This is a genomic window from Pseudomonas sp. GW822-FHT04C11 (genome assembly GCF_058800905.1).
The window spans coordinates 97616-119161 of sequence record NZ_JBXAMS010000009.1 but is presented as its reverse complement, the minus strand read 5'-3'; the positions used below and the strand labels follow the sequence as shown (position 1 = coordinate 119161).

At 59.3% G+C, this 21546-nt stretch carries 21 protein-coding genes; 4 read left to right on the top strand and 17 right to left on the bottom strand.

All coding sequences use genetic code 11. The annotated features are described in order from the left end of the window. Positions 1-113: 113 nt before the first annotated feature. The 5 genes from AC1RJ3_RS16790 to AC1RJ3_RS16770 all read right to left on the bottom strand — a co-directional run bounded on the left by AC1RJ3_RS16790 (position 114) and on the right by AC1RJ3_RS16770 (position 4612). Complete coding sequence (locus AC1RJ3_RS16790; protein ID WP_054593473.1) at positions 114-1931, bottom strand: ABC transporter ATP-binding protein; 1818 nt, start codon at positions 1929-1931, stop codon at positions 114-116. Beyond that, positions 1924-2526, bottom strand: coding sequence for a DsbA family protein (locus AC1RJ3_RS16785; protein ID WP_177474832.1), 603 nt, complete (start codon positions 2524-2526; stop codon positions 1924-1926). Before AC1RJ3_RS16785 ends, AC1RJ3_RS16790 begins: the two co-directional genes overlap by 8 nt. 36 nt (positions 2527-2562) lie before the next feature. Beyond that, on the bottom strand, positions 2563-3504 hold the full coding sequence (trhO, locus tag AC1RJ3_RS16780) for an oxygen-dependent tRNA uridine(34) hydroxylase TrhO (RefSeq protein WP_054593475.1): 942 nt from the start codon (positions 3502-3504) through the stop codon (positions 2563-2565). A 270-nt stretch (positions 3505-3774) separates the two neighbouring features. Next, entirely contained in the window at positions 3775-4074 is a 300-nt protein-coding gene (locus AC1RJ3_RS16775; protein WP_103315821.1) for a BolA family protein, read from the bottom strand. Positions 4075-4087: 13 nt separating this feature from the next. After that, positions 4088-4612, bottom strand: coding sequence for a DUF2059 domain-containing protein (locus tag AC1RJ3_RS16770; protein WP_054593477.1), 525 nt, complete (start codon positions 4610-4612; stop codon positions 4088-4090). Between the two features lie 192 nt (positions 4613-4804). Here AC1RJ3_RS16770 and AC1RJ3_RS16765 point away from each other — a divergent pair, with 192 nt between their 5' ends. Further along, positions 4805-6199, top strand: coding sequence for a class II fumarate hydratase (locus AC1RJ3_RS16765; RefSeq protein ID WP_493079536.1), 1395 nt, complete (start codon positions 4805-4807; stop codon positions 6197-6199). Between the two features lie 119 nt (positions 6200-6318). Here the strand turns inward: AC1RJ3_RS16765 and AC1RJ3_RS16760 are convergent, their stop codons facing one another. Both AC1RJ3_RS16760 and pap read right to left on the bottom strand, forming a co-directional pair. Next, positions 6319-7281, bottom strand: coding sequence for a DMT family transporter (locus AC1RJ3_RS16760; RefSeq protein ID WP_103315819.1), 963 nt, complete (start codon positions 7279-7281; stop codon positions 6319-6321). 221 nt (positions 7282-7502) lie between these two features. Then, on the bottom strand, positions 7503-9026 hold the full coding sequence (gene pap, locus AC1RJ3_RS16755; RefSeq protein WP_103315818.1) for a polyphosphate:AMP phosphotransferase: 1524 nt from the start codon (positions 9024-9026) through the stop codon (positions 7503-7505). A 325-nt stretch (positions 9027-9351) separates the two neighbouring features. Here pap and mnmC point away from each other — a divergent pair, with 325 nt between their 5' ends. Both mnmC and AC1RJ3_RS16745 read left to right on the top strand, forming a co-directional pair. Beyond that, positions 9352-11346 (top strand): bifunctional tRNA (5-methylaminomethyl-2-thiouridine)(34)-methyltransferase MnmC2/FAD-dependent 5-carboxymethylaminomethyl-2-thiouridine(34) oxidoreductase MnmC1, encoded by a 1995-nt coding sequence (gene mnmC, locus AC1RJ3_RS16750; RefSeq protein ID WP_493079535.1) that lies wholly within the window; start codon positions 9352-9354, stop codon positions 11344-11346. Positions 11347-11424: 78 nt separating this feature from the next. Further along, the gene (locus AC1RJ3_RS16745; protein WP_019693006.1) at positions 11425-11652 is read left to right on the top strand and encodes a YheU family protein; all 228 of its coding nucleotides are present in this window, start codon (positions 11425-11427) and stop codon (positions 11650-11652) included. Positions 11653-11689: 37 nt separating this feature from the next. On the opposite strand, the gene csrA is transcribed toward AC1RJ3_RS16745, so the two are convergent. From csrA to AC1RJ3_RS16700, 9 genes are all read right to left on the bottom strand, one after another. Next, positions 11690-11875: a carbon storage regulator CsrA gene (gene csrA / locus AC1RJ3_RS16740; protein ID WP_054593482.1), complete on the bottom strand. Its 186-nt coding sequence runs from the start codon at positions 11873-11875 to the stop codon at positions 11690-11692. 141 nt (positions 11876-12016) lie between these two features. Continuing rightward, positions 12017-12349 (bottom strand): YnfA family protein, encoded by a 333-nt coding sequence (locus AC1RJ3_RS16735; protein ID WP_103315817.1) that lies wholly within the window; start codon positions 12347-12349, stop codon positions 12017-12019. Between the two features lie 64 nt (positions 12350-12413). After that, positions 12414-13229 (bottom strand): SDR family oxidoreductase, encoded by an 816-nt coding sequence (locus AC1RJ3_RS16730; protein WP_493079534.1) that lies wholly within the window; start codon positions 13227-13229, stop codon positions 12414-12416. Between the two features lie 222 nt (positions 13230-13451). Beyond that, positions 13452-15545, bottom strand: a complete 2094-nt coding sequence (locus tag AC1RJ3_RS16725) for an LTA synthase family protein (protein WP_347930075.1) — start codon at positions 15543-15545, stop codon at positions 13452-13454. Positions 15546-15859: 314 nt separating this feature from the next. Further along, positions 15860-16735: a polyamine aminopropyltransferase gene (speE, locus tag AC1RJ3_RS16720; RefSeq protein WP_123580367.1), complete on the bottom strand. Its 876-nt coding sequence runs from the start codon at positions 16733-16735 to the stop codon at positions 15860-15862. A 260-nt stretch (positions 16736-16995) separates the two neighbouring features. After that, positions 16996-17187, bottom strand: coding sequence for a PLDc N-terminal domain-containing protein (locus AC1RJ3_RS16715; RefSeq protein ID WP_054593487.1), 192 nt, complete (start codon positions 17185-17187; stop codon positions 16996-16998). Between the two features lie 88 nt (positions 17188-17275). Beyond that, positions 17276-17806, bottom strand: coding sequence for a hypothetical protein (locus AC1RJ3_RS16710; protein WP_347927701.1), 531 nt, complete (start codon positions 17804-17806; stop codon positions 17276-17278). A 241-nt stretch (positions 17807-18047) separates the two neighbouring features. Continuing rightward, positions 18048-18566, bottom strand: coding sequence for an ankyrin repeat domain-containing protein (locus tag AC1RJ3_RS16705; RefSeq protein WP_054593488.1), 519 nt, complete (start codon positions 18564-18566; stop codon positions 18048-18050). A gap of 97 nt (positions 18567-18663) precedes the next feature. Beyond that, entirely contained in the window at positions 18664-20502 is a 1839-nt protein-coding gene (locus AC1RJ3_RS16700) for a long-chain-acyl-CoA synthetase (protein WP_493079533.1), read from the bottom strand. 404 nt (positions 20503-20906) lie between these two features. Here AC1RJ3_RS16700 and AC1RJ3_RS16695 point away from each other — a divergent pair, with 404 nt between their 5' ends. Beyond that, positions 20907-21185 (top strand): DUF3509 domain-containing protein, encoded by a 279-nt coding sequence (locus AC1RJ3_RS16695; protein WP_024264778.1) that lies wholly within the window; start codon positions 20907-20909, stop codon positions 21183-21185. Between the two features lie 67 nt (positions 21186-21252). On the opposite strand, the gene AC1RJ3_RS16690 is transcribed toward AC1RJ3_RS16695, so the two are convergent. After that, positions 21253-21486 (bottom strand): response regulator transcription factor, encoded by a 234-nt coding sequence (locus tag AC1RJ3_RS16690; RefSeq protein ID WP_054593490.1) that lies wholly within the window; start codon positions 21484-21486, stop codon positions 21253-21255. Positions 21487-21546: the final 60 nt, after the last annotated feature.

Genomic DNA, 21546 nt, shown 5'->3' with positions numbered 1-21546 from the left:
CTTCGATCAAGCTCGATTTAGGGGCAATGTAACAATCAAAGGGTCCACAAGGCCGATTCCCAAAAAGGATGGCTGATCAATAAGTACAGAAATCCGGGCAAAACTCAAGATTGCTAATGCTGCTGCAAATGCCCATACAACTTGGCATACAGGCCACCTTCAGCAATCAGTTGCTGATGGTCGCCGTCTTCGGCAATCTGCCCGCCATCGAACACCAGCACACGATCCGCCTGTTTCACCGCCGACAACCGGTGAGCAATGATCAGTGTCGTGCGACCGCTGAGAAACCGCGCGAGCGCCTGATGGAGGTTGTATTCGGTGGCGGCGTCCAGCGCAGAAGTCGCCTCATCGAGGACCACGACCTTGGGTTCGGCCAGCACCATGCGCGCAATCGCCAGGCGCTGACGCTGCCCGCCGGACAAGCGCACACCGGAACGGCCAACGACGCTATCCAGACCTTGCGGCAGCGCCTTGACCGTTGCCTCGAGCTGGGCGATTTCCAGTGCCTGCCAACAGGCTTCGTCACTGCGTTCGCGGCCCATGGCGAGATTGGCCCGTATGGTGTCGTTGAACAGTGCCGGATGCTGCAACACCACGGCGACATTCTCGCGCACGGTTTCCAGGCCGATGTCCTGTTGAGTGACGCCACCAAAACGGATGCTGCCCGACTGTGGCGTATAGAGCCCCAGCAGCAACTGCACCAGCGTGCTTTTACCGCCACCACTGGCGCCCACGATGGCGACTTTTTCACCGGGTGCGATGGACAGGTTCATCTGATCCAGCACCAGCTCACCGCCATAGCCGAAACTCAAGCCTTGCACCTCGATGCCCACCGTCTCGCGCCCTTTGAACGGGTCGACGCCACCTGGGTATTGCGGCTCGTCGGCACGCGATAACAGCTCGTTGATTCGCGTCAGTGCACCGCCGGCCGCGTAATAGGCGTATTGCAAATTCAGCAACTGCTCGACCGGCCCGATCATGAACCAGAGGTAGCTGAACACCGCCAGCATCTGGCCGATGGACAGGTCGGAGAACAGCACCGTGAGCATCGCGGCGGCGCGGAAGATATCGATACCGAACTGGAACAGCAAACCGCTGGCACGGCTCGATGCGTCGCTTTTCCACTGTGAGTTGACGGCGTAGTTGCGCACTTCCTGCGCCCGCAAGCCGAGCCGTCCCAGGAAAAATCCCTGGCGATTGCCAGCGCGGATTTCCTGTATCGCATCCAGGGTCTCGGTCAGCGCCTGGGTGAACCTTGAGGTACTGTCGTTCTCAAGTTTCTTCAGGTGTTTGACCCGCTTACCCAACTGCACGGTGGCGTAGATCACCAGCGGGTTGAACAACAGGATCAGCAGCGCCAGCTTCCAGTGCATCCACACCAGAATCCCCGCCGTGCCGACCAGTGTGAGCATCGCCACCAGAAAGCGGCTGAGGGTTTCGCCGACGAATTTGTCGACCGTGTCCAGGTCCGTGACCAGATGCGTGGTCACCGTGCCGCTGCCCAGGCTTTCGTATTCGCCAAGGGAAATACGCTTGAGTCGCTCGATCAGCCGTACGCGGATACGGTAAACGATGTCCTTGGCCAGACTTGCAAACAGACGCGCCTGCAAGACGTTGAACATCAATGCGCCGCAACGCAGGGTCAAGGTCACCAGCAACATCAGACCGATGTAACCGGCAGCACGTTGCCAGCCGGTGGGCAGCGCGTGGTTCATGACTTTCAGTGCGGCGTCGCCATGCCCCAGCAGCACTTCGTCCACCAGCAATGGCAACAGTAAAGGGATTGGCACACTGCACAGGGTTGCCAATACGGCGACGCCGTTGGCGATCCACAAGGACTTTTTATGCTGAAGTGCCAGTCGACGGATTTCCGCCCAACTCAGCCGATCGACCCGCTTGGGTTGCGGTGCATCATCGGGTTGCTCATACACAGGCTGCGCGCTCCAGCCAACGGCCGAGCAACGGGGCCAGTTCGCTGAGCGGTTGATAACCATTGGTCAACAGCGCCAATTGACCGTTGCGCTCGGCGAGCAAGGTCGGGAAGCCGGCGATGCCCAGATCCTGAACCCAGGTGAAGTCTGCCGCCGTCGCCGCGTGCTGATCGGCACGGTCGAACGCTGCCGCGAACTCGATACGCGGCAAGCCGGCTTGTTCGGCCAACTCCACCAACACGCTGGCGCGGGTGACGTCACGACCCTCGGTATAAAAAGCCTGCTGGATGAGTTTGAGCAGTTTCCAGGCGCAATCCGGTGCCAGGCTGCGCGCCGTCACCAGCGCACGGCAGGCAGGTTCGGTGTCGTAGACAAAACCGTCGGGCAGCGCGCCTTCGAACTTGAACGGCTGGCCGGTGGCTTCGGCGACCGCCTGCCAGTGTTCGAGAATGTAGCGCCGCGTGGTGGGTTCCAGCGCTGCACCACTGCCGGTGCGCAAACCGCCGACGACCAAATGCACATCAACGCCCGCAGCCTGCGCCTGCTTGACCAGGGCCTCGGCCACCGGAGCGAAGCCCCAGCACCAGGAGCACATCGGATCCATTACATAGAGCAGGCGCGCAGACATGGTTCAGGCCTCGGTGTTGGATTGCTTGTAGTTGTAACCGATCGGGTGCGGCTGATTACGGGCCTTGGCCAGTTCGATCTGTTTCTGCCGGTCGATCGCGCTGCGGCGGGTCTTCTCACTCAGCTTATCCCAGCAATGCGGGCAGCTGATGCCGGCGACATAGTGCTCGGATGCACGGTCTTCCACACTCACTGGCGTACGACAGGCATGACATTGATCGTAGTCGCCTTCGCTCAGGTCGTGGCGAACGGTGACGCGGTTATCGAACACAAAGCAGTCGCCCTGCCATTTGGTTTCTTCCTGCGGCACCTCTTCGAGGTACTTGAGGATTCCGCCCTTGAGGTGGAAGACTTCATCGAAGCCCTGGCTGAGCATGTAGCTCGAAGCCTTTTCACAGCGAATGCCGCCGGTGCAGAACATCGCGACTTTCTTGTGCTTGGCCGGGTCGAAGTTGGCTTTGATGTAGTCGGGAAATTCGCGAAAACTGGTGGTCTTCGGATCGATCGCGCCTTCGAAGGTGCCGATCGACACTTCGTAGTCGTTGCGGGTATCGATCAGCAGCACTTCGGGGTCGCTGATCAACGCGTTCCAGTTCTGCGGATCAACGTAGGTGCCGACCTTCTTGTTCGGGTCAACGCCTTCAACACCCAGGGTGACGATCTCTTTCTTGAGTTTGACCTTGGTGCGGTAGAACGGCTGCTCGTCGCAGTACGACTCTTTGTGATCGATGTCGTCCATGCGCGGATCGTTCTTGAGCCAGGCCATCAGCCCGTCGATGCCTTCGCGGCTACCGGAAACCGTACCGTTGATGCCTTCTTCGGCAATCAGCAAGGTGCCTTTGATGCCGTTGTCGACCATTGCCTGCAACAGTGGCTCGCGCAAGGCGACGTAATCTTCAAGGGTGACGAACTTATACAGTGCCGCCACGACAATCTGTTGTGTCATGGGTGATTCTCCAGGTGGCTACCCGCGCAAGGGGTGAACCGGATGCGAAAAAAAACGCGCCGGCTAAGCGGCGCGTTGCAGATTCTAACAAAAACACTGTGGTTTTAGGACTGTGGTGTTTCACCTGTGGCGAGGGAGCTTGCTCCCGCTGGACCGCGAAGCGGTCGTAATCCGGCAATCGCGTTCCATCTGAATACTCGCGGCGGTTGATATTAGGGTCGCTTCGCAACCCAGCGGGAGCAAGCTCCCTCGCCACAACAGCCCTCAGAATCAGTGCTTGCTGCCGCCAGCACAGGTCGGCGAGGCAGGTGCCGCGCCGGTCTTTGCCCATTCCTCAGGCGTATAGGTATGCAGCGCCAACGCATGGAATTCACCCATCAGGTCACCCAACGTGGCGTAGACCTTCTGGTGACGCTTGACGCTGTTGAGCCCGGCAAATTGCTCGCTGACCACCACGGCCTTGAAGTGGGTTTGCAGCCCGCGGCTGTGCATATGACTTTCGTCCAGCACCTCCAGATGTGCAGGTTGCAACGCGTTCAGTGCCGATTCAATACGTTGTTGCATGGTCATTGCGGGGCTCCGCTCAAGGCTTTTTCTTGGCGGGAGCAGCGGCGTCTTTCGGCGTCAGCTCGGCAGTCATGTCAGCCAGCAGCTTGTTGACCACAGGCACTGCGCTTTCCAGCTTGGCTTGAGTCATCTGGGCCGATTGCTGAGTCAACTGAGGCATTTTTTCCAGGACTTTCTTGCCCAGTGGCGACTGGTAGAACGCGACCAGGTCCTTGAGCTCGGATTCGCTGAAGTTGGTGGTGTAGAGCTTGACCATGTCCGGCTTCAGTTTGTTCCAGCCAATGGCTTGGTCCAGAGCGGCGTTGGCCTTGGCCTGGTAGGTTTCCAGCAAAGCTTTTTTCGATTCCGGCGCTTTGGTTTGTTCAAAACGCTGGGCGAACATTTGCTGTACTTGCATGTACACCGGTGTGCCCAGTTTGTCAGCATGCGCCAGGGTCAGGAAAGCTTCGGCACTGGCGTTGTGGCTGGCGGTATCGGCGAAAACCTGGCCGCTGGCACAGACCAGAGCAACCGCGGTACAGATGGCACGAAGACGAGTCATCGAGTTTCCTTTTCTAGCAGGCGAGGTAAAACCCCAAGGGGGGCCATTCTGCGCCTAAAAAACTCATGCGCTCAACCCCTCCCCCTTGCCAGGCCTGATTTTCAGGACCGAACGGTTAAAAAAACGACTGATGGAACCCCAAGCGTCATTCACGACCTAAACTTCGCTATCAGACCTACAGGAATGTAACCGATGAGCCGTATCGAAACCGACAGCCTTGGCCCAGTGGAAGTCCCGGATGAAGCCTACTGGGGCGCTCAGACGCAGCGCTCGCTGATTAACTTTGCCATTGGCAATGAACGCATGCCGCTGGCCGTACTGCACACCTTGGCCCTGATCAAGAAAGCCGCGGCACGGGTCAATAGTCGCAATGGCGATCTACCGGCCGACATCGCCCGGCTGATCGAGCAGGCCGCCGACGAAGTGCTCGACGGCCAGCATGACGACCAGTTTCCGCTGGTGGTCTGGCAGACCGGCAGTGGCACCCAAAGCAACATGAACGTCAACGAAGTGATCGCCGGCCGCGCCAACGAACTGGCCGGCAACCCTCGTGGCGGCAAGGCTCCGGTGCACCCCAACGACCACGTCAATCGCTCGCAAAGCTCCAACGACAGCTTCCCCACCGCCATGCATATCGCCACGGTGCAGGCCGTACAACAGCAGCTGTTGCCGGCCATCGCTGAACTCTCCGCCGGGCTGGCCGAGCAGGCCGCACGGCACATGAAACTGGTGAAGACCGGTCGCACGCACATGATGGATGCCACGCCGATCACCTTCGGCCAGGAGCTTTCAGCGTTCATCGCCCAGCTCGATTACGCCGAACGTGCGATCCGCAGCGCCTTGCCGGCCGTCTGCGAGTTGGCTCAGGGCGGTACTGCGGTGGGGACCGGCCTCAACTCGCCCCATGGCTTTGGCGAAGCGATTGCCTCCGAGTTGGCCGCGCTCTCCGGCCTGCCGTTTATCACCGCGCCGAACAAGTTTGCCGCACTGGCCGGGCACGAACCGTTGACCACCTTGTCTGGCGCGCTGAAAACCCTCGCCGTGACCCTGATGAAAATCGCCAACGACTTGCGCTTGCTGGGCTCCGGACCACGGGCGGGTTTCGCCGAGGTCAAGCTGCCCGCCAACGAGCCCGGCAGTTCGATCATGCCTGGCAAGGTCAACCCGACTCAGTGCGAAGCATTGTCGATGCTCGCCTGCCAGGTACTGGGCAACGACGTGGCGATTGGCTTCGCCGCCAGCCAGGGCCACCTGCAGTTGAACGTGTTCAAGCCGGTGATCATTCACAACCTGCTGCAATCGATCCGCTTGCTCGGTGATGGCTGCAGTAACTTCCAGCAGCATTGCATTGCAGGCCTTGAGCCGGATGCCGAGCAGATGGCCGCTCACCTGGAACGCGGCTTGATGCTGGTAACAGCGCTGAACCCGCACATCGGCTACGACAAATCCGCCGAGATTGCCAAGAAAGCCTATGCCGAAGGGCTGACCCTGCGCGAGGCGGCGTTGCAGCTTGGTTATCTGACGGATGAGCAGTTCGATGCGTGGGTGCGGCCGGAGAACATGCTGGAGGCCGGGAAGCAGGGTTGAATCAGTCAGTTATCTAGCGTCTGACGGTCAGTCATCGCGAGCAAGCTCTGCTCCTACAGAAGAGAAGCCCGCATCTCCTCTGTAGGAGCAAAGCTTGCTCGCGATGAACGATAACGCGGTTACCGGCTGACCGCGGCCCGCATCCGTCGGGCCTTGAGCCCGGCGATCAGCGATGGCCCCAACGCGACCAGTGCCGACCCCAGCACCACCAGCACCGCACCGCCATACGCCAGACTGTTGATCTGTTCGGCCTGTACATAATCGGGCCATAACCAGGCGGCCAGCGCCACGGCCGCGAAGGTCACCAACGGTGTGATGGCGAGCGTCGCACTGACCCTCGACGCCTCCCAATGGGCCAGCGCTTCGGCAAAAGCGCCGTAAGCGATCAGCGTGTTCAGGCAGCACCCAAGCAGCAACCAGCCTTGCAGCGGGCTCAGTTGCAAAGCTTCCAATGGATGTACCCACGGCGTCAGCAACAAGGCGCAAAACAGGTAGATCACCATCATCACCTGCAACGAATTCCACGCCGTCAGCAATTGTTTCTGGCCCAGCGCATAGAAGGTCCAGACGGTTGACGCCGCCAGTACCAGCAACACGCCTGCGGTGTAATCACTCAACGATGTCAGCAACTCGCTGAGCCGCTGATTGAAAAACAACCCGAACCCCAACAACAGCACCAGCAGGCCAATCCCCTGCCCCACGCTGAAACGTTCCTTGAACACAAACAGGCTGGCGATCAGCAACAGGATCGGCCCCATCTGCACGACCAGTTGCGCAGTACCCGGGCTCAACAGGTTCAGGCCCATCAGGTACAACACGTAATTGCCCACCAGCCCGAGTACCGCCATCAGCACCAGCCAGCCACCTTTAGGCCCGAGCGCCCGTCGGCTCGGCAGACGCTTGGTCGCCGCCAGATAAAGGAACAGCAAGCTGCCGGATACAATCAGCCGAAACCAGGTCACCGTGACCGGGTCCATCACCAGCAATACCTGCTTGAGTTTGATCGGCAGGATTCCCCACAAAAACGCGGTCAGCAAGGCGAGGAACAGACCATAAACCCAGCGACCGGACGAAATATGCATGGAAACCCCAAAAGGCTGACGGCGAGAAAAGCCATTCTAGGCTGCCGGCGAGGCATCACACACGGACAGTTGGCGACAAGCCGTAAATGAGACTGTATCGGTCGCACCGAGAAGTTGACGTTTACCGTTGATCAGTTAACCACGCGTGCCCACGACATTGCCCCTGCCAGCTCCCGGCCGACCGCGACAATCATTCACCCCGCGCATGCAAACCCATCGGGCTACTTCTTGTCTTTCTTCAGCTTCTTCTGGTCCTTGTCGGACTTCTCGAAGGCCTCTTCCAGCGCGCGGTTGAGGGTGCGCAGTACTTTGACCCGGGCCCAGCGCTTGTCGTTGGCTTCCACCAGGGTCCAGGGCGAAACCTCGGTACTGGTGCGGTCGACCATATCGCCGACAGCCGTCCGGTAGTCGTCCCACTTCTCGCGGTTGCGCCAGTCGTCTTCGGTGATCTTGAAGCGCTTGAAGGGGATTGCTTCGCGCTCCTGGAAACGCTCCAGCTGGGTCTGTTTGTCGATGGCCAGCCAGAACTTCACGACGATCACCCCGGAGGCGCTGATCTGCTCTTCGAAGTCGTTGATTTCGCCATAGGCGCGCAGCCAGTCGGCCTGGCTGCAAAAGCCCTCGACGCGTTCCACCAGCACCCGGCCATACCAGGAACGGTCGAAGACAGTAAATTTTCCCCGCGCCGGGATCTGGCGCCAGAAACGCCACAAATACGGCTGGGCGCGCTCGTCCTCGGTCGGCGCGGCAATCGGCACGATGCTGTACTGGCGCGGGTCGAGTGCGGCGGCCACACGACGAATCGCCCCGCCCTTGCCCGCGGCGTCATTACCCTCGAATACCGCGATCAGTGCGTGTCGGCGCATGCGTTTGTCACGCATCAGGCCGGATAACCGTGCCTGTTCGGTAATCAGTTGCTCCTCGTAATCGTCCTTTTCCAGCCGCTGGCTCATGTCCAGACTACCGAGCAAACTCAAGTGATCGACACTGGCCGACAGCGGCGCAGCGCTGACTTTGTCCGGGTTGATCCTGGGGCGCTTGAGGGCATTTTGCAGACCGTCGAGCAGGATCTTGCCCACGGTCAGACTGCGGTAATGGGCATCCACACCTTCGATCACATGCCAGGGTGCGTAGTCGCGGCTGGTGCGGCGAATCACCCGCTCACCATACTGCACGAACTTGTCGTAGGTTTTCGATTGCTGCCAGTCCAGCGGGCTGATGCGCCAGCTGTGCAGCGGGTCGTCCTGCAAGGACTTGAGACGCGCTTTCATTTGTTGCTTGGACAGGTGAAACCAGAATTTGAAGATCACCGTGCCTTCATCGCAGAGCATTTTCTCCAGGCGCTCGGTCTGGTTGATCGCCTGGTCCAGCACCGCATCCTTGAACAAACCATGGACCCGCCCTTGCAGCATCTGGCTGTACCAGTTGCCGAAAAACACCCCCATTCGCCCCTTGGCCGGGAGCATTCGCCAATAGCGCCAGGCCGGTGGTCGCGCCAGCTCTTCATCGGTTTGCTGATCGAAGGTGCGGACCTCAATCAGTCGCGGGTCCATCCACTCATTGAGCAACTTGACCGTCTCGCCCTTGCCTGCACCTTCAATCCCGTTGATCAGCACGATCACCGGAAATCGCGCCTGCTGCTGGAGGTCGAACTGGGCTTCAAGCAAAGCCTCACGCAACGCCGGCACTTCAGCATCGTAGGTTTCTTTATCAATCACATGACCGATTTCAGCAGATTCGAACATGAGCGACTCCCTTCCAAGATTGTCCAAGACTAGCGGATTGAGCAGGTGCTTAGCAGAGAAATTCCCTGTGGCGAGGGCGCTTGCTCCCGCCGGCCGGTCCGCGCTCGGGCGAAGCAGTCGCGAATCAGGATGACGCGTTCTGTCCGATAAACCGCGCGCGCCGGTTTTGGGTCGGCTTCGCCGTCCAGCGGGAGCAAGCTCCCTCGCCACAAAAAACGAACCCGACCGGGACTTTCGCTGAGCCAGCATCCCCGAACGTTGCCATGGATCAATCGCTTGTGTCGCGATCGGCTAGAATGGCCACCTAGCCTCGCTTGAGCCGACCATGACCCCTGAAACACTGCCGAACCCCGTACCGCATGCCCAGCTCGACTGGGACGACCAAGGTCGCCCGCGCTCGCGGGTGTTTGACGACGTGTATTTCTCTGACCAGTCGGGCCTTGATGAAACCCGTTACGTGTTCATCGAGCAAAACCGCCTGAGCGAACGTTTTGCCGAACTGCCGGCCGGAGAAAGGTTGGTGATTGGCGAGACCGGTTTCGGTACCGGGCTGAATTTTCTCTGCGCCTGGCAGTTGTTCGAGCAACAGGCTGTGGCTGGCGCACGGCTGCATTTCATCAGCGTCGAGAAATACCCGCTGAGCCCGGCAGATATGCAACGGGCCCTGACACTCTGGCCCGACCTCAAACCGTTTGCCGATCAGTTGTTGGCGCAGTACGTCGCCATCCACCAGGGCTTTCAGCGACTGGTGCTGGACAATGGCCGCGTGACCCTGACGCTGTTGATCGGTGACGTGCTGGAACAACTGCCACAGCTGGACGCGCAGATCGACGCGTGGTTTCTCGACGGCTTCGCTCCAGCGAAAAATCCCGACATGTGGACCGCCGAACTGTTTGCCGAATTGGCGCGTCTGTCGGCACCCGGTTCGACCATCAGCACCTTCACCAGCACCGGCTGGGTGCGCCGTCTACTGAATGCGGCGGGTTTCAAAATGCGCCGCACACCGGGCATCGGCCACAAATGGGAAATCCTGCGGGGTGAGTTCGTCGGCTGGCCGCAGGAAACACCGGCCCCGGCAACCGCCAAACCCTGGTTTGCTCGCCCGAATCAACTGAGCGGCGAACGTCGTGCACTGGTGATCGGCGCCGGACTGGCCGGTTGCGCCAGCGCCGCCAGCCTCGCCGCGCGCGGTTGGCAGGTCAGCCTGCTGGAACGGCATGCCGACCTGGCCCAAGAAGCCTCCGGCAACCCGCAAGGCGTGCTGTACCTGAAACTCTCGGCCCACGGCACCGCACTTTCGCAATTGATCGTCAGCGGTTTCGGGCACACCCGGCGCTTGCTTGAACACTTGCAACGTGGCGTCGATTGGGACGATTGCGGCGTGCTGCAACTGGCATTCAATGCCAAGGAAGCCGAGCGTCAGGCGCAACTGGCGGCGGCCTTCCCCGCCGATCTGTTGCACCTGCTGGACCAGCCGCACGCGCAGGCCCAGGCCGGAATCGAACTGGCCCATGGCGGGCTGTTCTATCCAGAGGGTGGTTGGGTTCATCCGCCGGCCCTGTGCCAATGGCAAGCATCGCCCCCCAATGTCCAACTGCTGACGCACCGCGATGTACTGGAACTGCGTAAGGTCGATGATCAGTGGCAAGCCTGGGACGGCGAGACCCTGCTCGCCAGCGCGCCCGTGGTGGTACTGGCCGGCGCAGCGGAAATCAAACGCTTCGCGCACAGTGCCGAGCTGCCGCTCAAACGCATTCGCGGGCAAATCACCCGCTTGGCGCAAACCGCTGAGAGCCAGTGCCTGGCGACGGTGGTTTGCGCTGAAGGTTACGTCGCACCCGCACGCTTGGGTGAACATACCCTGGGTGCCAGCTTCGATTTCAAGAGCGACGACCTGACTCCAACCACCGCCGAACACCTCGGTAACCTGGAACTGCTGGAAGAGATATCCAGCGATCTGGTCACCCGCCTGCACGCCAGACAGCTGGACCCGGAACAGCTACAAGGTCGCGCCGCGTTCCGCTGCACCAGCCCCGACTACCTGCCGATCGTCGGCCCATTGGCTGACAGCCAGGCGTTCGCCCAGGCCTACACCGCACTGAGCAAAGACGCTCGGCAGGTGCCAGACATCGCGTGTCCATGGCTCGACGGGTTGTACATCAACAGCGGGCACGGTTCACGCGGATTGATCACCGCACCGCTGTCCGGCGAATTGCTGGCGGCGTGGCTGGACAACGAACCGTTGCCCCTGCCGCGAAGCGTCGCCGAGGCCTGTCATCCGAATCGGTTTGCCTTGCGCAAGCTGATTCGCGGTTCGTGATGATGGGATCAAGGCGGACAGACTGGTCCTGCGGCGTGAAGCGCCGTAGGATCGCCGGATTGATGATCCGAGGTGCCTATGCTGATTCCCCACGACCAACTTGAAGTCGACACCCTGACCCGCCTGATCGAAGACTTCGTCACCCGTGACGGTACCGACAATGGCGACGAAACCCCGCTGGAAACCCGCGTGTTGCGGGTGCGCCATGCGTTGAGCAAAGGTCAGGCGCTGATCGTGTTCGATCCTGAAAGCCAGCAATGTCAGCTGATGCTCAAGCACGACGTGCCCAAGCACCTGTTTGACTGAGCACCCGTTTGGCCGGGCAGCTATTTGATCGAGTACTTCAGCCGCGTTTGCCGTGTACCTGTTTGGCCTGAATGCGCTCGTAGACTTCGGCACGATGCACATTGATGTTTTGCGGGGCTTCGATACCGAACCGGACGTTGCCTCCGTTCACGGCGAGGATACGCACAGAGATGTTGTCGCCAATGGAGATCATTTCGCCCACAACGCGGCTGAGTACGAGCATGGCTCTAGTCCTTGAGATTACCGGGCCTTGAAGATGACCGGCTGAGGCCGGGTCTACAATGCAACAGCGGCAAAACAGTCCCCCCCTACGCGGCAAAACGACTCCTCTTACAGACTTCCCTTTCACGGCAACATCAATGACTCAAGGTGTCGTGAAGCGTGGGCCAAACAGAATGATGCTCGCGCCTAGTACGCACAGTGCAACGCCCAGCCAGTCCGAGCCCAGCGGTCGAATCCGCTCGACCACGCCGAGCCAGCCGATGGACGCAATAATGTAAATGCCGCCGTAGGCTGCATAAGCACGGCCCGCGTAGGTCGATTCGACTTTGGTCAGCACAATGGCGAACAGCGTCAGGCTGAGCAGCGCCGGAACGACCCACCAGACGCTTTTGCCCTGCCGCAACCACATCCAGAAAGCGAAACAGCCGGCGATTTCGAACAGCGCCGCAAGGAAAAACCACAGGTAATTGAGCATGCACACATCTCGTCAGGGCGGCCAGAAGCGGCAACCCTAACGACGCAGCCCGATACTCGCAAGCTCAGCTGGCGCTTTGCCTGGCCTTGGCGCGCATCTTGTCGGCCATCACGGTCATCTCGTTGTAGAGCGACTGCGGATTCTTCTGTTTGAGTGCCCAGGCCATACGGCCCTGCTCATGAGGCAGGATCATGAACTCGCCTGCGGCAACATGCTGGTAGATGTAGTCAGCGATATCGCTGGCGGTAATCGGCGAGCTTTCCAGCAACTTGCCGACCTGGGCTTTCATGGCCGGGGTCGGGCCACGGAAGGAGTCCAGCAGGTTGGTCTGGAAGAACGACGGACAGACCACATGCACAGTGATTTCCTGCTGTGCCAGTTCAATCAGCAGGCTCTCGGACAGCGCCACGACACCGGCCTTGGCCACGTTGTAGTTGCTCATGGCAGGCCCCTGCATCAACGCAGCCATCGAGGCGATGTTGATGATCTTGCCTTTACTCTTTTCCAGCAGCGGCAGGAACGCCTTGCAGCCTTTGACCACGCCCATCAGGTTAATCGCAATCTGCCAATCCCAGTCTTCCAGCGACAGCTCACTGAAGAAACCGCCCGAGGCCACGCCGGCGTTGTTGACGATCACATCGATGCCGCCCAGCTTCTCTTCACAGGCTTGGGCGAAGGCGGTCAGCTGGCTGTAGTCGCGCACATCGCAACGCTGAATGAAACCGTCACCACCCGCCTCGCGGACCTGTTTCAGGGTTTCTTTCAAGCCTGGCTCGCTGACATCCGACAAGGCCAACTGCCAGCCTTCTCGAGCCCAGCGCAGAGCGATTTCGCGACCCAGGCCGGACCCGGCACCAGTGATCATCATGCGATTTTGCATAGGGAGTTGCCTTGATGTTCCGGGGGAAGATGCTCGCAGTGTAGCGAAGGATTTTCCTACACCCATGACCATCAGATTGCTGAATACCCCAGGCAAACCGTAGCGGTTGCATGGCACGGAAACGCGCCGAGCCGACCGGGTTGTCGGCAAGGTTCAACCGCCCGCCGACAGATTCGGCAGACGAAAAAAAAGGCCCTCGCGGGCCTCTTTTTTATTGACGTTTTACTTGGTCTGCATGCTTTCGGTCACACCCGCGGTGTTATCCAGCAAGCTCTTGGTCGCGGTTTGCAGGAACGCTTCCAGCTTGAGCTTCAGCTCAGCGGTACGCGGTGCATTCGGGATGATTTCGGCATGCGGGTTGGCACCCAGTTGGTACTGGTACATCTTCGGATCCATTTCCTTTTCCTTCGGCAGAATCAGGATCTGGTCAGCCGTGACGATGGCCGTGGTCTGTTCAGTACCCGATGGCTTGATCACGCCAAAACCGGTGTCGCCTTGCGGCAGGTTGAGCAGGTCTCGTCCCCAGCACTGTTGACGCACTTCGCCACCGAGGCGACCCATGATGGTCGGCACGATGTCGATCTGAGTGCCCACGGTGTGGTCACGCTGACCGAATTTTTCCTGGATGCCCGGTGCAATCATCAGCATCGGCACGTTGAAGCGGCCCAGGTCCATTTCGGTGATTTGACGCTCGTTGCCGAAACCATGGTCGCCCACGATGACAAACAGGGTTTCCTTGAAGTACGGCTCTTTACGGGCCTTTTCAAAGAACTGCCCCAACGCCCAGTCGGCGTAACGCATGGCCGTCAAATGCTCGTTCAGGCTGCCACGATCAGTGACTTTTTCGACCGGCAATGGCGTCGGCAAGGCATAGGGAGTGTGGTTGGACAGGGTTTGCAGCAGCGCGTAGAACGGCTTGCCTTCGCGCGCCTTGAGTTCCTGCAGGCCACGGTCGAACATGTCCTGGTCGGACACGCCCCACGTCGGGTCGGAGAACACCGGGTTGACGTAGTCGTTACGCCCGATGAAGTTGGTCATGCCCTGGTTGCTGAAGAAGCCCGACTGGTTGTCCCAGGCAAAATCACCGTTGTAGACGTACACATCGTCGTAGTTACGGGCGCTGAGCAACTGTGGCAGGCCGGACAGCATGTGGCTGCCTTCCGGGGTCTGCATCAGGTATTCGAAACCTGGCAGGTTCGGGAAGCAGGCCATGGTGGCGAACATACCCTGGTGGGTATGAGTGCCGTTGGAGAAGAAGCGGTCGAACAACAGGCCTTCTTTCGACAGTTTATCGAGGTTGGGCGTGATGTTGCCCGGCGCGCCCAAGGCACCGACCGAGTGACCGGCCATGCTTTCCATCAGGATCACAACGACGTTCTTGATCGGCAGCGTCTTGTCGGCCGGTGGCGTGTAATCGCGGCGTACCGCAGCGATACCGGCATCAACCAGCTTATCGTCCGGCATCACCAGCATATCGCGGACAATTTTCTGGGCCACGGACTGTTCCATCGTCGGCTTCCAGATGTTGTCGCGCTCTTCGGACATGCGGCTCTTTGCAGCAGCAACCAATTGCAACGTGCCGTTCAGGCCCAACTGGTTGGCGAAGTTCGACTCGGTGGTGTAAACGTCACCCCAACGCAGCGGCGGACCTTGACGCAACGTGCCACGGGCAGCCACGACGCAGATCAACAGGCACACCACGAATACCGCGATGCGCGCGTACCACGGGGCTACCTGACGGGTGCTGATTGCGCCTCCGCTGAACGGGCCGCGTGGGCGGGTTGCACGGTCGGCGCCCTTGAACGCCAGGCTCAGCAACCAGGTGCCAACGGCCCAGGCCAACAGATAACGGACGACCGGGAAGCCATACCAGAGCATGCTCATGACGGTTTTCGGGTCTTCCTTCACATACTGGAAGACCAGGCCGTTGAGGCGCTGGTGGAACTCACGGTAGAAGTCCATTTCCATCAGGCCGAGGAACAGCGCGATGCTCGAGGCAATGGTCAGCCAGCACCGGAACAGACCACGGGCAGCCATCGCCCGGACACTGAACAGGGACAGCAATAGTGGAATGCTGAGGTAGACCACCAGGCGCAGGTCGAAACGCAAGCCGTTGGCGAACGCTTCGAGGAAGGTTGAGGCGGGTGTGTCGAGGATCATCTCCCGGTTGTACACCAGCAGCGCAACGCGCAGCAGGGAGAGCATTGCCATCATGACCACGGCACAGAGCAGTGTGTACGCCAGATGCGATTTGACGGTCGGTTGCAGCAAGCGATTCGAAGCTCGCTGCTGACTAAGGGCGTCCGGGTTAGCCATGTCGTTTATAGGACTCATTGGAAGTTGAAGTTTCAAAGATGTTGCGGCGCCCTGCCCTCCGTTGCGATTACTTGCAGGAAGTGGCCGGGAGCGTGCGCGATGCGCAAATGTTGCACGATCACTCGCGGCATTACCATTCATTACTGGCAAACACCCCCCCAAAGCCTGGCTTCCAGGGCTCTGGAACAAGGGTCACAGGGGGTTGAGCGTTAAATCGGCGTGGGTGAATTGTCTTGGAGTGTTTGTGAAAATTTCGTGCAACGTATATCTGGAAACACAAAAAGGGCCTCTCGGCCCTTTTCGGTCAGCCCGGCTTAATCATTACTCGGCTTGTTCACCGCTTGCAGCACGTACTGCGGAAGAGCGAATGCGCCAATATGGATTTCCGGATTGTAGTAGCGGGTGATGATGCCGCTGCCGGCAAAACGCTGACTCAGGGTTTCGCGCGACAGCTTGCGGTACGCCGTGTTGGTCGCGCCCCAGGCAAACGTCATGGCACCGCCGATGTAAGTCGGCACCGCAGCCTGATAGAAGTGCCAGTCCGGGAACAGACTGCGCAAGCGCCCGGCGGTGGTTTTCACTTCTTCGATCTGCATGAACGGCGTGCCGTTCTGGGTCACCAGAATACCGCCTTCATTCAGGCAGCGGCGGCAGGCCTGGTAGAAGTTCTCCGAGAACAGCACTTCACCCGGACCGATCGGGTCGGTGGAGTCAGAGATGATCACGTCGAATTTTTCCTGGGTGGTGGCGACGAAACGCATGCCATCGTCGATCACCAGGTTCAGGCGTGGATCATCGAACGCACCTTTGGAGTGATTCGGCAGGAATTCCTTGCACATGTCGACCACGGTGCCGTCGATTTCGACCATGGTGATGTGTTCGACACTGCGGTGCTTGGCCACTTCACGCAGCATGCCGCCGTCGCCACCGCCGATGATCAATACGCGCTTGGCGGAGCCGTGAGCCAGGATCGGCACGTGAGTGAGCATCTCGTGGTAGATGAACTCGTCGGCTTCGGTGGTCTGGATCACACCGTCGAGCGCCATGACCCGGCCCATGCGCGGGTTCTCGAAAATCACCAGGTGCTGGTGCTCGGTGCGCACTTCGTGCAGCAGTTTTTCCATGCGAAAACGCTGGCCGTAGCCTTCGTAGAGGGTTTCCAGGTACTCGCTTGTCTTGGTGGTGCTCATGGGAAGTCCCCCGGTGAATGCTGGTGGCAACGGACGGTTACCCGCCCATGATGGACAATCGCAGGCGCTGGGCAGGCGATTGTCCACGGAAAGGCGCGCATTCTACGTCGCCGAACATGACAGGTCGAACCTCACGTTACGGCTGGCCATACTTCGGCGTAGGAGCAAGGCTTGCCCGCGATGCAGACTCCGCGTTTTTCAGCCAAACCGCGTTATGTTCATCGCGGGCAAGCCTTGCTTACAGGGTCATGGTGTGGGGGTTAGAACCGTACGTTGCCCCGGGGGCCCGCAATTGCCCAAATAACCAGGCCCAGCACCGGAAGCAGGAGAATCAGCAGCACCCAGATGATTTTCATCCCGGTTTCTGCACCGCTTTTAAGCACGTTGATGATCGCCCAGATATCCAGCGCGAGGATGATCAGGCCAACCAGGCCATTGAAGGTGGAACCCATGGTGTCGCTCCCAGGAGAAGAATTTCCCCCTTAGGATAGTCGGGCCTGACAAGGGCTCCGATTTATTACGGTTGGCGCCGTAATGGCCTTAAACGTGGATCGCCACTTTCAGCGCTTCCAGCGACGGTGCCGCGGCAATCCCGATGTGCGCACACAACTCCAGCACCCGTGGGACATCGTTGCCATAGACCAGCACGACCTGAATCTCGTCATCGAGCAGCTGGCTGAAGTTCATCAGCGTGTAGCCGCCGTTTTCCGGGTTCATGCTGCCCATCTGGATCTGGATGCGGTTGAGTGCAGTCAACGCTTCGGTCTTGGCCAGTTGCTTGGGCTTGATGTTGAACGTCACGCCCGGGCCGAAAGACGCAACGATCTGCTCAAACAGGTCCATGTAGGTGTCGGCCTGGAACAGCACGGTTTCCGGCAGGCTGCCGACTACCACCCATTCACCCAGCGGGATCGGGAAAGTGTCGTCGTAGTTGATGTCCGGGTTGGCCGCCAGAAACGCCTCGGGATCGGCATAGGCCTGGGCGGCTTCATCGGCGATCTGCACAATTTCCGCCTCGCTCATGCAGCCGGAGCTGATTTTGCTGATGAGTTCGATGAGTGCGGCTTTCATGGGCGGATCCTGTAGCGAGGGAAATTTGAGGGCGCGAAGGATAGCGCATTCGCGAATGGATACCGAGCCCGAGGTCAAGCGCGAACCTGTGGCGAGGGAGCTTGCTCCCGCCGGCCGGTCCGCGCTCGGGCGAAGCAGTCGTAATCAGAAACACTCGGAGTATCAGATACAACCGGGGTTCAGGATTCAGGGCCGCTTCGCGCCCCAGCGGGAGCAAGCTCCCTCGCCACAGGGTTCGGGATCAGCCAAGCAGCTTCTGCAACTGCGCCGTGGTATCTGCCGCGCCCATGGTCCTGGCCGCGTCCAGGGCGTTGATGCCGTTGGCGTCCTTGGCCTTGGGATCAGCACCTTTGCTGATCAGGTAGTCGACGATTGCGCTGCGATTGAACATCGCGGCCATCATCAACGCGGTGCGGCCGTCAAAGGACGAACCTTCAACCTCGGCGCCACCCTCAACCAGGGCGGTCACCACTGCCAGATCGCCTTTGAACGCCGCGCCGGCAATCGGGCTTTGGCCATTTTCGTTGCGAATCTCTGGATCGGCCTTGTGCTCAAGCAGCACTTTCACTGCATCGACGTGGCCGTGATAGGCGGCCAACATCAGCAAGGTGTCGCCCTTGTGGTTACGCAGGTTCGGCGGCAGGCCTTTGCTCAGCAGTGCGGCGAGCATCGCCGCGTCACCATCACGTGCCTTATTGAACACCTGCTCGGCAAACTCCGCGGCTTCTTCCGGGGTCATCTGGCGGGATTTGTCTGTCATTGGGGACTCCACATTCGGTCAATCGCAAAGCCGCTAGTTTCCTTAAGCGGCCTGACACCTGTCACTCCTTTTTTCTCTCGTCCGGCCATAGCCAGAATCAATAACGGAACTTGCCAGCGTGGATATCCGCCAGTACCTGTTCGGTGACCTGCACATAAGTGTCCGAGCCCGGCAGCCAGGCGTAGATTGGATCTTCGCCGGTTTTGCGCGGATCGAAGGCTTCATCCTTGAGGCGGGTCTTCTGGTACTTGAAGGTCCCGGTGGTCTCCATTTTCACTTTCACCCGCAAAAACAACGGCACTGCATAGGCCGGCAGGTGTTGGCGGGCGAAGCTCAGCAACTCGCTGAAGTCCAGGGTCGCCAGGGACTCAGCCGGGGTAATCGCAGCCATGCCGGCGCGGCCGTTGGTGTTGTTGATCTCGACGCCATAGGCCACCGCCTCGGCGATGTGGGAGTGTTTCAAGAGGATGTTCTCGACCTCGGTGGTCGACACGTTCTCGCCCTTCCAGCGGTAGGTATCGCCGAGGCGGTCGACAAACTGTGCATGACCAAAACCGATGCTGCGCAGCAAGTCACCCGTATTGAAGTAGCGATCGCCCTTCTCGAAGACATCGTGGAGCACAACTTTTTCGGTCTTCTGCGGGTCGGTGTAGCCGTCCAACGGCGCCTTGTCATCAATCTTTGCCAGCAACAGGCCTTGCCGTCCTTTACCGACTTTCTGCATGAAACCCTTGCTGTTGCGGATTGGCGTGCAGCTGTCGTGGGTGTACTCGACCAGCGCCCAGGACATCAGTGAGAAGCCGATGGTGTTGTCGAAGTTGAGGATGTTGCTGAAACCGATATTGCCGTCGCTGGCGGCGTACAACTCGCAAATGTGATTGACCCCGAAGCGCCGCTTGAACTCGCTCCAGACGCCGGGGCGCAGCCCGTTGCCGATCATCTTCAGCACCGCGTTATCACAGTCGACGGTGCTCGGCGGCTGATCGATCAGGTAACGGCACAACTCGCCGACGTAGCCGATGGTGGTCGCCTGGTATTTGCGCGCGTCGTTCCAGAACTGACTGGCGCTGAACTTGCGCCGAATGGCAAAGCCCGACGCCCCGCAAATCGCCGAGCCCCAGCACACGCACAACCCCGTGGCGTGGTACAGCGGCAAGGTGCAATAGATGACATCGTCGGGGGTCATATCCAACGCGATCAACCCGAAACTGGCGGAGGTCTTCATCCAGCGGCCATGCTTGAACACTCCGGCCTTGGGCAACCCGGTCGTGCCGGAGGTGTAGATATAGAAGCAAGGGTCGTTGAGGTACACCTGCTGACTGCTGAGCGGGTTGTCGCTCGGGTAATCGGCGCTGACGCACATCAGGTTGATAAAGCCTGCGGGCACCGAACCGGGATCACGGGAAGTGTCCTGATCGGCCACCCACCAGGTTCTCGCGGTATCGATTGCAACCTGCTCGCGGATCGCCGAATAAACCTCGACCAACTCCTCGCCCACCACGATTGCCGCCGGAGCCACCAGATTCACGCTGTGCACCAGCGCCTGTCGGGTTTGCGAGGTATTGAGCATGGCGCTGATCGCGCCAACCTTGGCCACCGCCAACACTGTGATCAGCAGTTCCGGGCGGTTTTCGATGAAGATCCCGACCACATCACCTTTGCCAATGCCTTGGGCAATCAGGTAGTGAGCAATGTGGTTGGCCCACTGATTGACCTGTGCATAACTCAGTCTGACCTCACCTTGCAGCAGCGCCAGGCCATCGGGATTACGCTGCGTCGCTTGCTCGAAGCTCCAACCGAGGCCGCAGGGTTGATCCGGTTGTTTGACATTGGCGACTTTCAGCCCCTTGACCACCCGTGGCAGGGCCTTGGCAATGGACGGCAACTTACGGAGCATCATGCCCCAGGTGATCATGTCGTTTGACGCGAGACTCATGGTTGCTCCCGTTCGGCCCTTGATGCCAGGCCTGTTTTGTTATTGTCGGGTGAACATTTGGTCGCAGATGTTGAGGCAACTTCATCCCCGAATCAGAGACGGCAGATAACCTCTGGTTAGAGATAAAAACAAACGTGGAAGAGTCGATTCAAGCCAAAAAGTACGCCCGCGCTTGTGTCGCTGTACACGCGGTTTTTGAAATGTTTTGTATCCGGGTCGATACTGCGGCAAACACGCAAAATGCAGGATGCACGATGGCCATTCATGCAAAATGCACGATGCCAAAAAATTACTAACTTTCTATACTATTGATTTATAACAGTTTTTATAAAATCTCATAATGGCACAATCAGTGCACCTATCACTCCATGCTTGCCATTCAAGTGCAAACGGAGCTGATCGACATGAGCCTGATCCAGGAAAAATTTTCGTCCCTGTTCTCCAACTTCGACGTCACCACGCAAGCACGCCCTGACGGCGGTATTCTGCTGACGCTCAATAGCAGCGATGGCCGAGTGTTCAAACGCTCGATTTCCTACGCTCAATTGCACGCCGGCGATCAACTGTCCTGGGTAATCAGTGCCATTCGCCGTGACTTGGCCGAACAGGCCAGCGAACTGCCGCAGATTTCAATGCTGCAAAGCCAGCAGCGTTTCGCCTTGCCGACCTATCACTCGAGATAAGCTTCAACCGTTCAAACCTTTCAGGTCGTGCAAGCCTTGCGCTGCACGGCCTGAGTGCGTTTTGAGCTCAGCTCAACAAGCCACGATTAACCGCCTCGCCGACCGCTTGGGCACGGTTGGTGACTTCGAGCTTGGAGTAGATGTTGCTCAGGTGAAACTTCACCGTCGCCTCGGAAATGTCCCGAATCACACTGATTTCCCACACCGTTTTGCCGGCCTTGGCCCAATACAGAATCTCCAGTTCCTTTTCGCTCAGCGGTTTGCCTGCCGGATCCGGACGCTGTCGCTTTGGTGTTTTCATCCTTAGCCCTCTCACCAGGAGTCCGCACCATTGCCAAGCGCGAAAAGTGCCTGGGTAAGC